Origin of the sequence: Paraburkholderia sp. Ac-20340 (assembly GCF_017104965.1) — a bacterium.
In the GTDB taxonomy this organism is placed as follows: Bacteria; Pseudomonadota; Gammaproteobacteria; order Burkholderiales; family Burkholderiaceae; genus Paraburkholderia.
Map to the genome: position 1 here is coordinate 76,462 of NZ_JAAGPR010000035.1, position 14,123 is coordinate 90,584.

At 63.4% G+C, this 14,123-nt stretch carries 11 protein-coding genes, 1 tRNA gene and 1 pseudogene; 5 read left to right on the forward strand and 8 right to left on the reverse strand.

All coding sequences use genetic code 11. The features are described 5' to 3' along the window. Positions 1–110: 110 nt before the first annotated feature. The 4 genes from G3N59_RS30590 (at position 111) to G3N59_RS30605 (ending at position 3,733) form a co-directional block, all read left to right on the forward strand. Positions 111–187, forward strand: a tRNA-Pro gene (locus G3N59_RS30590). Positions 188–429: 242 nt separating this feature from the next. Next, positions 430–2,052 (forward strand): NAD(P)/FAD-dependent oxidoreductase, encoded by a 1,623-nt coding sequence (locus G3N59_RS30595; protein WP_205986569.1) that lies wholly within the window; start codon positions 430–432, stop codon positions 2,050–2,052. A 115-nt stretch (positions 2,053–2,167) separates the two neighbouring features. Further along, positions 2,168–2,647 (forward strand): phosphohistidine phosphatase SixA, encoded by a 480-nt coding sequence (sixA, locus tag G3N59_RS30600; RefSeq protein WP_205986570.1) that lies wholly within the window; start codon positions 2,168–2,170, stop codon positions 2,645–2,647. 282 nt (positions 2,648–2,929) lie between these two features. Further along, a complete protein-coding gene (locus tag G3N59_RS30605) occupies positions 2,930–3,733 on the forward strand; it encodes a GNAT family N-acyltransferase (protein WP_205986571.1) in 804 nt (267 codons plus the stop codon). Positions 3,734–3,853: 120 nt separating this feature from the next. Here the strand turns inward: G3N59_RS30605 and ppx are convergent, their stop codons facing one another. Continuing rightward, entirely contained in the window at positions 3,854–5,401 is a 1,548-nt protein-coding gene (ppx, locus tag G3N59_RS30610) for an exopolyphosphatase (RefSeq protein ID WP_241024455.1), read from the reverse strand. 280 nt (positions 5,402–5,681) lie between these two features. On the opposite strand from ppx, the gene ppk1 reads away from it, so the two are divergent. Further along, positions 5,682–7,745: a polyphosphate kinase 1 gene (gene ppk1, locus G3N59_RS30615; protein ID WP_205986573.1), complete on the forward strand. Its 2,064-nt coding sequence runs from the start codon at positions 5,682–5,684 to the stop codon at positions 7,743–7,745. A 110-nt stretch (positions 7,746–7,855) separates the two neighbouring features. Here ppk1 and phoR read toward each other — a convergent pair whose 3' ends face one another. From phoR to G3N59_RS30650, 7 genes and pseudogenes are all read right to left on the reverse strand, one after another. Beyond that, on the reverse strand, positions 7,856–9,169 hold the full coding sequence (gene phoR / locus G3N59_RS30620; RefSeq protein WP_205986574.1) for a phosphate regulon sensor histidine kinase PhoR: 1,314 nt from the start codon (positions 9,167–9,169) through the stop codon (positions 7,856–7,858). Positions 9,170–9,290: 121 nt separating this feature from the next. After that, entirely contained in the window at positions 9,291–9,992 is a 702-nt protein-coding gene (gene phoB, locus G3N59_RS30625; protein WP_027817258.1) for a phosphate regulon transcriptional regulator PhoB, read from the reverse strand. A 124-nt stretch (positions 9,993–10,116) separates the two neighbouring features. Beyond that, positions 10,117–10,821: a phosphate signaling complex protein PhoU gene (gene phoU, locus G3N59_RS30630; RefSeq protein ID WP_027817259.1), complete on the reverse strand. Its 705-nt coding sequence runs from the start codon at positions 10,819–10,821 to the stop codon at positions 10,117–10,119. A 41-nt stretch (positions 10,822–10,862) separates the two neighbouring features. Next, a complete protein-coding gene (gene pstB, locus G3N59_RS30635; protein WP_027817260.1) occupies positions 10,863–11,699 on the reverse strand; it encodes a phosphate ABC transporter ATP-binding protein PstB in 837 nt (278 codons plus the stop codon). A 16-nt stretch (positions 11,700–11,715) separates the two neighbouring features. Beyond that, the gene (gene pstA, locus G3N59_RS30640; RefSeq protein WP_205986575.1) at positions 11,716–12,612 is read right to left on the reverse strand and encodes a phosphate ABC transporter permease PstA; all 897 of its coding nucleotides are present in this window, start codon (positions 12,610–12,612) and stop codon (positions 11,716–11,718) included. Continuing rightward, positions 12,609–13,595: a phosphate ABC transporter permease PstC gene (gene pstC / locus G3N59_RS30645; protein ID WP_205986576.1), complete on the reverse strand. Its 987-nt coding sequence runs from the start codon at positions 13,593–13,595 to the stop codon at positions 12,609–12,611. Before pstC ends, pstA begins: the two co-directional genes overlap by 4 nt. A gap of 235 nt (positions 13,596–13,830) precedes the next feature. Next, positions 13,831–14,123 (reverse strand): annotated as a pseudogene (locus G3N59_RS30650) (phosphate ABC transporter substrate-binding protein PstS); the annotation flags it as partial.

A 14,123-nucleotide genomic window follows, 5' to 3' on the forward strand; every position in this document is an offset into this window, starting at 1 on the left:
TATACGCGGCACATGCACGCCACACCAGCCCGGCCCGCACAAAAATATCGCCTTGCGATACAAACCCATTTGACGCCGCGGCAATAGTGACGCTACAATCCACGATTCGTCGGAGCGTAGCGCAGCCTGGTAGCGCATCTGATTTGGGATCAGAGGGTCGTAGGTTCGAATCCTATCGCTCCGACCAGCAATACCGAGGGGTTACACGCCATTGGCCTGTAGCCCCTTTCTTTTTCCTGCCCCCCAGGGAAAACAAACCCAACATCAACTGCGGTCGCTCGACCGGGTTCGCCAGCGCTCACCCCGCACGCCGGCTCCGTCAAACAAGCGCTCGCGTTTCGTCCTGCGGCTCCTTTGCATTGGCAAAGCCGCCGAACTTATAAAATACAGATCGGCCACGAATCCCGTGGCGACCGCACCCTGGCACCCATGTTACGTCTATCCGAAGTCAAACTCCCTCTCGACCACGCCGAAAGCGAACTTGAAGCCGCGATTCGGGAGCGCCTCGCGGATCTCGGCGTTCCGGCGGACGGCCTCGTCAGCTTCACCGTGTTCCGCCGCGCGCACGATGCGCGCAAGCGTTCGGACATCAAGCTGACCTACATCGTCGATATCGAGATCAAGGACGAAGCGAAGGTGCTCAAGCGGGTCGCCGGCAAGCCGCATGTCGGCCCGACGCCGGACATGACCTACCGCTTCGTGGCGAAGGCGCCCGAGCATTCGACGCGTGAGCGTCCGGTGGTGATCGGCATGGGGCCGTGCGGTCTGTTCGCCGGGCTGATCCTCGCGCAGATGGGCTTTCGGCCGATCATCCTCGAACGCGGCAAGGCCGTGCGCGAGCGCACCAAGGACACCTTCGGCCTATGGCGCAAGTCGGTGCTGAACCCGGAGTCGAACGTGCAGTTCGGCGAAGGCGGCGCCGGCACGTTCTCCGACGGCAAGCTGTACAGCCAGATCAAGGACCCGCACCACTACGGCCGCAAGGTGCTGGAGGAGTTCGTCAAGGCGGGCGCGCCGGAAGACATCCTGTACCTGAGCCGTCCACACATCGGCACGTTCCGCCTCGTCAGCATGGTGGAAAAGATGCGCGCGACCATCCACGAACTGGGCGGCGAAGTGCGTTTCGAAACCCGTGTCGAAGACATCGATATCGAAAACGGCAAGGTGCGCGCGCTCAAGCTCTCGAATGGCGAGACGCTGCCGTGCGACCACGTCGTACTGGCCGTCGGCCACAGCGCGCGCGACACCTTCCAGATGCTGCACGATCGCGGCGTCTTCATGGAAGCCAAGCCGTTCTCGCTGGGTTTCCGTATCGAGCATCCGCAGGGCGTGATCGATCGCAGCCGCTTCGGCAAGTTTGCGGGCCACAAGGAACTGGGCGCGGCCGACTACAAGGTCGTCCATCACGCCAATAACGGCCGCGCGGTCTACAGCTTCTGCATGTGCCCGGGCGGCACGGTGGTGGCGGCGACGTCCGAACCGGGCCGCGTGGTCACCAACGGCATGAGCCAGTATTCGCGCGCCGAGCGTAACGCCAACGCGGGCATCGTCGTCGGTATCACGCCGGAGGATTATCCGGGCGGTCCGCTCGCGGGCATCGCGTTCCAGCGCAAGTGGGAAGAGCGCGCGTTCGAGCTCGGCGGCAGCAATTACCAGGCGCCGGGCCAGCTGGTGGGCGACTTCATCGCCGGGCGGCCGTCGACTTCGCTGGGTTCGGTGGTGCCGTCGTACAAGCCGGGCGTGACGCCGACCGATCTGAGCACGGCGCTGCCCGACTACGTGATCGAAGCGATCCGCGAAGCGCTGCCGCAGCTCGATCGCAAGATCGCCGGCTTCGCGATGCACGATGCCGTGCTCACGGGCGTGGAAACGCGTACTTCGTCGCCGCTGCGCATTCGCCGCAAGGACGACTATCAGAGCATGAACGTCGAAGGTCTGTATCCGGCCGGCGAAGGCGCGGGCTACGCGGGCGGCATCTATTCGGCGGCCATCGACGGCATCGAAGTGGCGCAGGCCGTCGCGCTCAGCATGACGGCGGGCAACGCGTCCTGATCCGGGTCGTGCGCTCAGGCGCGAGCGCGGCCAGACCGTGCGCGCCTGACGTCATCCTGCCCTGGCCTCGCCACTACAATGGCGGCATTCCGCCATCCCCCCAGGAGAGCCGCCCATGAACCTCATCCTCTGGCGCCACGCCGAAGCCGAAGAAATCGCCGCCAGCGACCTCGCCCGCCCGCTCACCACGCGTGGGCGCAAGCAGGCGCAGAGCGTCGCGCGCTGGCTGCGCACGCGCCTGCCCGAGGACGCTTTGATCCTCGCGAGTCCGGCCGCGCGCACGATGCAGACCGCCGAGGCGCTCACCGACCAGTACCGCGTAGTGCGCGAACTTGCCCCCAATGCCAGCGTGGAAGCCGTGCTGGAGGCCGCTGGCTGGCCTGAGGGCCTCGCCTCGACCGTCGTGGTGGTCGGCCATCAGCCGACGCTTGGCGAGGTGCTGGCGCGCCTGCTCGGCAACGAAGTCAGCGAAAGCGGCGCCATCCGCCGCAGCTGGGCCGTGAAGAAGTCCGGCGTCTACTGGGTCAAGAGCCGCGAGCGCAACGGCGACGGCGAAGCGGTCCTGCTCGCCGCCATCACGCCCGATCTGGTCTGAAGCGCATCTGCCGCGCTCCGGCGCCTTGCAACACCCGGCGTCGCGCCGATCCAACAACCTACCCATCCCGCATCCCGCGCGCCGTCTTCCTGCGGCGCCCTGACCTTTCCCCTCAAAGCCGTGTACGGCCCCGCACAAACGGCTCCGCGCGGGCTTGCGCCACCGCTGCATTGCCTTCGGCTTACAGCCCGTCATCGAATCGTCATTGCGTTTTCATGGAACCGTAACCGCGTCTTACTACATTGCCGGGAAAGTTCTCTTACTTCCCGAACAGGACGCCCCATGCGAGATCTGCCGACGCCCTCCCTGCCGTTTGCCTCGAGCCTCTTCGAGTCGAATCGGAGCCTGCCGCGTGCCGAAGAGACGGTCACCGCGCAGCACCGCTTGCAGGTAGCCTGGGCGCGCACGGACGAAGAACTGCGCGAGGCCCAGCGCCTGCGCTACCGCGTGTTCGCCGAAGAAATGGGCGCACGTCTGTCCGGCCCGGCTGGCCTTGATGTCGATACCTTCGACAATTACTGCGATCACCTGCTCGTCCGCGACCTCGACACGCTCAAGGTCGTCGGAACCTATCGCGTACTGCCGCCGCACCAGGCCACGCGTATCGGCCGCCTGTACGCCGAAAGCGAATTCGACGTCTCGCGTCTCGCGCACCTGCGCCCGAAGATGGTCGAAGTGGGCCGCTCGTGCGTACACCCCGACTACCGCAGCGGCTCGGTCATCATGTCGCTGTGGGGCGGTCTGGGCTCGTACATGAAGCACAACGGCTACGAGACGATGCTCGGCTGCGCGAGCGTCGCGATGGTCGACGGCGGTCACTATGCGGCGAATCTGTACGTTTCGATGGGCGCGGAAGCGCTGACGGACCCGGAATACCGCGCCTTCCCGCACACGCCGCTGCCGGTCGAAGAACTGCGCACCGGCGCGTCGGCCGTGCCGCCGCCGCTGATCAAGGGTTATCTGCGCCTGGGCGCGAAGATCTGCGGCGCACCGGCCTGGGACCCCGACTTCAATACCGCCGACTTCCTCACGCTGTTCCGCCTGTCGGACATCAACGAGCGCTACGCGCGCCACTTCCTCGGTTAAGCGCAGCGCGCCGAAACCGCGCCTAGAAACACAAAGCCCGGCTTGAAGCCGGGCTTTGTCGTTTTCAGCGATCTGCGCAAGAAACCCGGCGCGCGGCCGGGCTCGTCGATTCGAACACGATCACTCGTCCGTATACACCACGCGATACGGAATGCCGATCTTGCCCCACTCCGCCGCTTCCTGAACGAGGTTGTAATCGGTGAGCGGATTGTTCTGCACCCACGCGTTCGGCAACATCACTTCGTAGCCGTTGTGCTCCTGCACCAGGGTGATCTTCGGCAAACCGACATCGGCGCGACGGCGGCTCAGCAGCGCCGCCAGACGCAGACAGAACAGCAGCGGCCATTCGACGTCGCGCGTCTGCGAGAGCTTGCCGAGCTTGCCTACGTGGCCGAGCACCAGCGCCGCCAGACGCGCCTGATCGGTGCGCGAGAAGCCCGGCATATCGGCATTGCTGGCGATATAGGCCGAATGCTTGTGATACGCGCTATGCGAAATCGACAAACCGATCTCGTGCAGCGACGCCGCCCAGTTCAGGAACATGCGGTTTTCTTCGCGGCGCTCTTCGTCGGCTTCCTCGAACTGGTCGTAGAAACTCGTCGCCAGTTCGCCGATACGGCTCGCCTGCGCGCGATCCACGCCGTAGCGGCGCATGAAGCCTTCCACCGTGACCGTGCGCATGTCTTCGTGCTGCGAGCGGCCCAGCAGGTCGTACAGCACGCCCAGACGCAGCGCGCCGTCGGTGGTATCGACGTAATCGATACCCAGTTCCTCGAACACCGCGATCATGATCGACAGCCCGCCCGCCAGCACCGGAATGCGGTCGGGCTTGAGCGCGACGAGCTTCAGGCGGTTGACGTTCTCGGCCTTGATGAGCGCGCGCTTGAGGCGCTCGAGGCCGCCGCGCGAAATACCGTGCGTAATGCCCGGATCGTTGAAACCGTTCGCTTCGACCAGTTCGGCCAGCGCCCGCGCCGTACCCGACGAGCCGATCGCCTGATCCCAGCCGGTCTTGCGGTAATCGGCCGAGATGATCTGGATTTCGCGCGAAGCGGCCAGTTCGGCCTGGCGCATGGTGTATTCGTCGACGTTGCCGGCCGGGAAGAACTGCCGGCTATGGCTCACGCAGCCGATATACAGGCTTTCCATGCGGATCGGCGTGTAGTGCGAACCGATGATGAATTCCGTCGAGCCGCCGCCGATGTCCACCACGAAGCGCTTGCCTGCGCTCGCCGGGACCGAGTGCGCGGCGCCCGCGTAGATCAGGCGCGCTTCTTCGCGCCCGGCGATCACTTCGATCGGGAAGCCGAGCGCCTTTTCGGCTTCGACAAGGAATTCGCGCGCGTTCTTGGCGACGCGCAGCGTGTTGGTGGCGACGGCGCGCACGTGATCCGGGTGGAAGTCGCGCAGGCGTTCGCCAAAGCGTTTGAGCGCGTCCCAGCCGCGCACCTGCGAGGCGCGGTCGAGCATCTTGTCCTTCGACAGACCCGCGGCGAGCCGCACGGGCTCGCGCAAGGCATCGACGGGATAGATCTGGCTGCCGGCGTCGGTTTCCTCGACCCGGCCGACGATCAGACGAAAGCTGTTCGAACCGAGATCGACGGCGGCAAGCAGTTGCGGATTGGTGACCATCGAGGGGGCGGGCTCCATGCGTGCGAACGCAGCCATTCTCGCTCGCTGAGCGGCGGCCGCATTGTCCAAATATGCCATTTTAAGCGTACCCGACTTCCCCATGGCGCTCCTCGCTCAGGTAATCGTCAGCAGACGGCAAGGAACGCCCTTTTTGGACGCCTTGACCCACTGTGCATCATTACTTTCCAGAGTGTCGGGAGCGTGATTTTGCAGCGTAAAATTTATGACACACCCAATGTCACAATAAAGTCACATTACTGTGAGAATTTCCGAGCGTCCGTTCGAATCATCCCCTGAAATTCCGCTTTCAATACCAATGTCCATCCGCTATCCACTCCTTAACCGCGAACTGGGCATTCTGGGATTCAACGAGCGTGTGCTCGCACAGGCCGCCGACCCATCCGTTCCCTTGCTGGAGCGCTTGCGCTTCATCTGTATCACCAGCAGCAACCTCGACGAATTCTTCGAAGTCCGCATGGCCGGGCTTCAGGAACAGATGCGCGACAACCCCGGCGCGCTCTCGCCCGACGGCATGTCGCTGCAACACGTGTACGACCTCGTGGTCGAGCGCGCGCAGCGTCTCGTGCATCGCCAGTACCGCATGCTGCACGACACCGTGCTGCCGGCGCTCGAACTCGAAGGCATCTACTTTCACGGCACCGACGCCTGGAACGAAGCGCAGACCGCCTGGGCGCGCAAGTACTTCCTCGACGAACTGCTGCCCGTGCTCACGCCGATCGGCCTCGATCCCGCCCACCCGTTCCCGCGCGTGCTCAACAAGAGCCTGAACTTCGTGGTCGAACTCGAAGGCAAGGATGCCTTCGGGCGTCAGGCCGTGATGGGCATCGTGCAGGCGCCGCGCGCGCTGCCGCGCCTCGTGCGCATGCCGCAGGAACTGTCGGGTTTCCAGCATGGCTTCGTGCTGCTCGGCTCGCTGCTGCAGCGCTTCGTGGGCGAACTGTTCCCGAGCCTCGTGGTGCGTAGCTGCAACCAGTTCCGCATCACGCGTAACAGCGAGCTGTTCGTCGACGAAGACGAAATCACCAATCTGCGCGTGGCGCTGCAGGGCGAATTGCCCGCGCGCCATCTGGGCAATGCGGTGCGTCTGGAAGTGTCGGCGGAAACGCCGGTGCATCTGGTGCGCCGTCTGCTCGACGAAAGCGGACTCGACGAAAAGGACTGCTATTACGTCGATGGCCCCGTCAATCTCGTGCGCCTGATGCAGTTGCCCGAGATGGTCGATCGTCCCGACCTGAAGTTCGTGCCGCACGTGCCGGCGATTCCGCAGCGTATCGCCGCAAGCGGCAATATGTTCGACGTGATCGATCAGGGCGATGTGCTGCTCCATCATCCGTACGAGAGCTTCCAGCCGGTGCTGGAACTGCTGCTGCAGGCCGCCAACGATCCGAACGTGGTCGCCATCAAGCAGACCATCTACCGCACCGGCACCGACTCGCCGCTGATGGACGCGCTCATGCAGGCCGCGCGCAACGGCAAGGAAGTCACGGTGGTGGTCGAACTGCTCGCGCGCTTCGACGAAGAAACCAACATCAACTGGGCATCGCAGCTCGAAGCCGTGGGCGCGCATGTGGTCTATGGCGTGGTCGGCCACAAGTGCCACGCCAAGATGATGCTGATCGTGCGCCGCACGCCCGTGAACGGCCGCATGCAGTTGCGCCGCTATGTTCACCTGGGCACCGGCAACTACCATCCGCGCACCGCGCGTCTGTACACCGATTTCGGCCTGATGACGTCCGAACCCAAGACCTGCGAAGACGTGCATCACGTGTTCCAGCAGCTTACGGGCATCGGCGGCGAACTGCAGTTGCACGAACTGTGGCAGTCGCCGTTCACGCTGCATCCGAAGCTCGTCGAGGCGATTCGCGCCGAAGCTCAGGCCGCGCGCGAAGGCAAGAAAGCGCGCATCGTCGCGAAGATGAATGCGCTGCTCGAACCGACGGTGATTGACGAGTTGTACGAAGCATCGCAGGCCGGCGTGAAGATCGATCTGATCATCCGCGGCGTGTGCTCGCTGCAGCCGGGCGTGCCGGGGCTCTCGGAGAACATCACGGTGCGCTCGATCGTCGGGCGTTTTCTCGAGCACCATCGCATCTATTACTTCTATGCGGGCGGCGCGGAAAACGTCTATCTGTCGAGCGCCGACTGGATGGATCGCAATCTGTTCCGTCGCGTCGAAGTCGCGTTCCCGATTCACGATCGACGTCTGAAGCGCCGCGTGATCGCCGAAGGTCTGTCGTGTTTCCTCGGCGACAATCAATCGGCGTGGCTCATGCAAAGCGACGGCCATTACAAGCGCCGCCGCGCGGGCAAAGCCATCCGCAATGCACAGATGAGCCTGCTGGCGAAGTTCTGTCCGTAACGCTGTCTTGCGCCGGTTTTTAAGGCGCAAGATGCAAAAAAGCCGCTTCGGTCTCGATGACGAAGCGGCTTTTTCTTCTTCTGCTATCCGGCGGAATTCAGCGATTCACCTCAAACCGGCGCAGGCTGACGCCGCGTCGTGCGCGCGGCCGGAAAGCGCACGGTGAAGGTACTGCCCCGCCCTTCCTCGCTCTTCACTTCGAGCGCGGCATCGTGGCGTTGCAGCACGTGCTTGACGATCGCAAGCCCCAGCCCCGTGCCGCCGGTATCGCGCGAACGGCTGCGATCGACGCGATAGAAACGCTCGGTGAGACGCGGAATATCGCTCGCGGGAATGCCGTAGCCGCTGTCCGTCACCGAGAACACCGCGTTGCCGCCTTCGAGACGCCACGACAGTTGCACCGTGCCGCCTTCCGGCGTGTAGCGCACCGCATTGGTGGCCAGATTGCCCAGCGCGCTGAGCACTTCGGTTTCCGAACCGGTCACGCTCAAGCCATCGTCGAAATCGGCATTGATACGGTGATGGCCGCCCGAGAGACTTTCCGCGTCCTCGCGCACGTGGCCGAGCACCGCACGCATGTCGATGATCTGATCGCCCGGCAGGCGCGCTTCGCCTTCGAGTTTGGCGAGCACCAGCAGATCGGTCACGATATGGCGCATGCGCGACGCCTGCTGCTCCATCAGATCGAAGTAGCGCATGCGCTCTTCTTCGGATAGCGGCAACTCGCGCATCGTCTCCAGGAAGCCAGACAGCACCGTGAGCGGCGTCTTCAGTTCGTGCGAGACATTGGCGACGAAGTCGCGCCGCATGGCGTCCGTGCGCTCGAGTTCGGTGATGTCCTGCGAAAGCACCAGCTTGCGGTTATCGCCGTACGGAAACACCTGCACCGACAGCACGTTCTGCCGCTTGGTCCCCATGCCGCGCATGATCAGCATGTCCTTGTAGTCGTGCGAATTCAGATAGCGCACGAAGTCGGGCTGGCGTACGAGATGGGTGATGTGCTGGCGCAGATCGCGTTTGGCGTCGAGGCCGAAGTGGACTTCGGAGATGGCGTTGCACCACTCGATCTGATCGTGATCGTCGAGCATGGCCACGCCGTTGGGCGACGCCTGGATCGCCTGGATGAAACGCGAATGCTGCTGCTCGACCTGGCGGACCTGGGCGTGCCAGCGCTTCGCGAGCTTGTGCAGGCGGTAGTAGATTTCCCCCCACACGCCCGGCGCGCTCGGCACTTCGCCGTACACGGGGGCATCGAGCAGACGCCAGAGGCGCTGCTTGTGGAAGGTGCTGAAAACCATTTGGCCGACCAGCGCCACCACGGCGAGGGCCAGTCCGTACTTGACGCCGACAATCGCGCCAACGCCCGTGCAGACGAGCGCAAGCAGCACGATCGATACGAGGGCGCGCGCCCAGATGATGTTCATGTTCCTGCGATCGAAGAGAGTGACTGTCCGTACCGGGGCGCTGCGGATTCGGAGCACCGGCGCCGCACGCAATGCGACGCCGGTGTGTGACTGCGGCTGATCAGCCTGGCGCAGAAGCGCGTTATGCGCTCTTCGCGAGACGGTAGCCGCTGCCGCGCACCGTTTCGATCATAGCATCGCACCCTGCCGGCTTGAGCGCGGCGCGCAGACGCTTGATATGCACGTCCACGGTGCGTTCTTCCACGAACACGTGATCGCCCCAGACCTGATCGAGCAGTTGCGTGCGGCTGTGCACGCGCTCCGGGTGCGTCATGAAGAAGTGCAGCAGGCGGAACTCGGTCGGGCCGAGATCGAGCTTGATCTCCGAGCCTTCCGCGTGAGCCGCCACGCGATGCGTCGCCGGATCGAGCTTCAGGCCGTTGATCGCCACCACGTCTTCCGTGAGCTGCGGTGCGCGGCGGCGCAGGACCGCCTTGATGCGCGCCATCAGTTCCTTCGGCGAGAACGGCTTGGTGACGTAGTCGTCGGCGCCGATTTCGAGGCCGAGCACCTTGTCCTGTTCGTCGCCGCGCGCGGTCAACATGATGATCGGAATATGCTTCGTGCGCTCGTTGTTGCGCAGGTCGCGCGCGAAATTCACGCCCGACTTGCCCGGCAGCATCCAGTCGAGCAGGATGAGATCGGGCAGCACGTCGCTGATCAGATTCTGCGCCTGCTCCGCGTTGTAGGCGCGGATCGGGCAATGACCTGCGTGCTGCAGGTTCACCGAAATCAGCTCGGAAATAGCGGGCTCATCTTCGATGACGAGAATGCTGCTAGGCATCGGCACCTCTTGACCTTAAGACCAGTTGATACGAATAACGAAAGTGACATGGGCGGTATCGATTTCAGAACTCGACGTTTGAAATGCGCCCTCAAGGCGCATTCCGGACCGCCCGCTGGACAACTTAGCTCAGCGCTTCGCGTTCGAGCGCGTCGCGCGACTTGTGCCGCACGTCGGTGCCCTTGACGATGTAGATGATGAATTCGGCGATGTTCTTCGCGTGGTCGCCGATGCGCTCGATCGCCTTGGCGATGAACAGATAGTCGAGGCCCGCCGAAATCGTGCGCGGATCTTCCATCATGTAGCTCACCAGCTTGCGCACGAAGGCGCGGAATTCCTCGTCGATGGCCTTGTCGTCGCGCACGATCTGCGCGGCGGCCACCGTGTCCAGACGCGCGAACGCGTCCAGTGCACGGCGCAGGATCGACACGGCCATTTCGCCCGAGACCTTGATCTCGGCGATGTTGACCGCGCGCGAGTTGCCGTCTTCCATCAGGCGTTTGGTGCGCTTGGCGATCTTTTCGGCTTCGTCGCCGGCGCGTTCCAGATTCGTGATGGTCTTCGAGATCGCGAGCACGAGGCGCAGGTCGCGTGCCGCCGGCTGGCGACGCGCGATGATGTTGCTGCACTCTTCGTCGATCTCGACTTCCATCGTGTTCAGACGCTCTTCGGCGGCGATCACGCGCTCGGCGGCTTCGCCGTCGAATTCGTTCAGGGCCTGCATCGCCGTGATGATCTGCGATTCCACGAGGCCGCCCATTTCCAGAACCTTCGACGAAACGAGGTTCAGGTCGGCGTCGAACTGGCTGGACAGATGCTTGTCGGACATGTGTTTTCTCCCTTCTTCCGCTTGATGTGCTACCAGACGGATCAGCCGAAGCGGCCCGTGATGTAGTCTTCCGTTTCCTTGCGGACCGGCTTGATGAAGATCTTCTCGGTATCGCCGAATTCAATCAGCTCGCCGAGATACATGTACGCAGTGTAGTCCGAGCAACGCGCGGCCTGTTGCATGTTGTGGGTGACGATCACCACCGTGTAATCGCTCTTGAGTTCGGCGATCAGCTCTTCGATACGGCCCGTCGAAATCGGGTCGAGCGCCGAGCACGGTTCGTCGAGCAGCAGCACTTCCGGACGGATCGCGATACCGCGTGCGATACACAGACGCTGTTGCTGACCGCCCGAGAGGCCGTAGCCGCTCTGGCCGAGCTTGTCCTTCACTTCGTTCCACAGCGCGGCCTTGGTGAGCGCCCATTCGACGCGATCGTCCATTTCCGGGCGCGACAGCTTTTCGAACATCTTCACGCCGAACGCGATGTTGTCGTAGATCGACATCGGGAACGGGGTCGGCTTCTGGAACACCATGCCGATGCGCGCGCGCAAGAGCGAGATGTCACGCTTCGTCGTGAGCAGGTTCTCGCCTTCCATCAGGATCTCGCCTTCGGCGCGTTGTTCCGGATAGAGCGCGTACATCTTGTTGAACGTGCGCAGCAGCGTGGACTTGCCGCAGCCCGACGGGCCGATGAACGCCGTCACCTTGCCTTCGGGAATCTGCAGGTTGATGTTCTTGAGCGCGTGGTACTTGCCGTAGAAGAAGTTGAGATCCTTGACCTCGATCTTCGGACGCGACGACATCGCACCACGGTTGCCCTGGGCGGGGTCGAAGCCGGACGGCGCGGTAGTGTTGAGGTGACTCTCTGCCATATTCATCGGATGGACTCCGCCCTTACTTTTTCGAAAAGATGGTACGTGCAAGGATATTCAGACCCAGCACGCCCAACGTGATCAGGAAAACACCGGCCCACGCAAGCGATTGCCACTGCGAGAACGGGCTCATCGCAAACTTGTAGATCGTGACCGGAAGGTTCGCCATCGGCTGATTCATGTCGGCCGAGAAGAACTGGTTCGACAGCGCCGTGAACAGCAGCGGCGCGGTTTCGCCGGCGATACGGGCGATCGCGAGCAGCACGCCCGTCACGATGCCCGCGATCGACGCCTTCAGCGTGATCGACAGCACCATCTTCCACTTCGGCGTGCCCAGTGCGAAGGCCGCTTCGCGCAGCGCGTTCGGCACCAGCTTGAGCATGTTCTCGGTCGTGCGGATCACGATGGGAATCTGCAGCAGCGCCAGCGAAATCGCACCGGCCCAGCCGCTGAAGTGACCCATCTTGGCCACCACGAGCGCGTAGACGAACAGACCCACGACGATCGACGGCGCCGACAGCAGAATGTCGTTGATGAAGCGCGTCACGCTCGCGAGCCAGCCCTTCTGGCCGTACTCGGCGAGATACACGCCCGCCAGAATGCCGATCGGCGTGCCGACGGCCGTGGCGATACCCACCAGCAGCAGGCTGCCGACGATCGCGTTGGCCAGACCGCCGCCATCGGTGTTCGGCGGCGGCGTCGACTGCGTGAAGAGCTCGACCGACAGACCGCCAAGGCCCAGCGAGAGCGTCGTGTAGAGAATCCACACGAGCCACAGCAGGCCGAAAGCCATCGCAGCGAGCGACATCGTCAGCGCAATCGCGTTGGTCACGCGGCGGCGGCTTTGCAGCTTGCCGCGCATCTTGTCCAGCTCGGAGCCGTAGATCGCTCCGGGAATTTTCAGCATCGGCTCGCTCATCGCGCACCCTCCGACTTTTCAAGGCGCAGCAGCATGATCTTGGAGATGGCCAGCACGATGAAGGTAATCACGAACAGGATCAGGCCGAGCTCCATGAGCGCCGACGTGTGCAGGCCCGGGCCCGCTTCGGCGAACTCGTTGGCAAGCGCCGACGTAATGCTGTTGCCCGGCGAGAACAGCGAGACGTTGTCCAGCAGGTTCGTATTGCCGATCACGAACGTCACGGCCATCGTTTCGCCGAGCGCGCGGCCAAGGCCGAGCATCACGCCGCCGATCACACCGGTCTTGGTGAAGGGCAGCACGATCTTCCACATCACTTCCCAAGTCGTGCAGCCGATGCCATAAGCCGATTCCTTCAGCAGTACCGGCGTGACTTCGAACACGTCGCGCATGACCGAGGCGATGTACGGAATGATCATGATCGCGAGGATGACGCCCGCGCACAGGATGCCGATACCGATCGGCGGGCCCTGGAACAGCGGTCCGATCAGCCACACGTCGCCGAGCAGATGGCCAAGCGGACGCTGGAAGTATTGCGCGAAGATCGGCGCGAACACGAGCAGGCCCCACATGCCGTAGACGATCGACGGGATCGCGGCCAGCAGTTCGATGGCGATACCCAGCGGGCGGCGCAGCCACGCGGGCGAGAGTTCAGTCAGGAACAGCGCGATGCCGAAGCTCACCGGCACAGCGATAACGAGCGCGATGATCGACGTGGCGATGGTGCCGTAGATGGGCACGAGCGCGCCGAACTGGTCGCTGGGAGGATCCCATTCGGCCGTCCACAGGAACGAGAGGCCGAACTTCTGGATCGTCGGCATCGAAGCGACGATCAGCGACACGATGATGCCGCCGAGCAGCAGCAACGTGACGATGGCGGCGCCGCGCGCGAGGCCGCCGAAAATGATGTCCCCTGCCGGGCTGGGCGCCTGTTGTTGCGCGTTGCCGCCGGGCGGGTTCGAGACGAGCGGGACGTCGGACATGATGACCTGTATCCAGTTGCCGCGAGCAAGGCTCACGACGTTGATGCGGTTCTGAAACCGCCTGCCGCCCCGGCGCGGTCATGCGACCGGCTGAAGGCCCGAGGGCGGTACATCGTAGCGGGTGATTTACGACTGTTTTGCAACCTGATTACGGATGCATAACGCATAAGCAGGAAGCAGTACGGGCCGCACGCGGATTTCGCGGCGGCCCGTTGCGCTACACGGTCAAACCGCCTTATTCGGCGATAGCCTTGCCGCTAGCGTCCTTGACCTTTTCCTTCCACTGCGTCTTGATTTCGCTCACAACCGATTGCGGCAGCGAGATGTAATCGAGGCTGTCAGCAGCCGGCGTGCCGTTCTTGAAGGCCCAGTCGAAGAACTTGAGCGTTTCCTTGCCTTGGTCCGGCTTGTCCTGTGCCGTGTGCAGCAGCACGAACGTGGCGCCAACGACCGGCCATGCTTCCTTGCCCGGCTCGTTCGTCAGGATCTGGTAGAACGACTTCTTCCAGTCCGCGCCAGCAGCCGCTG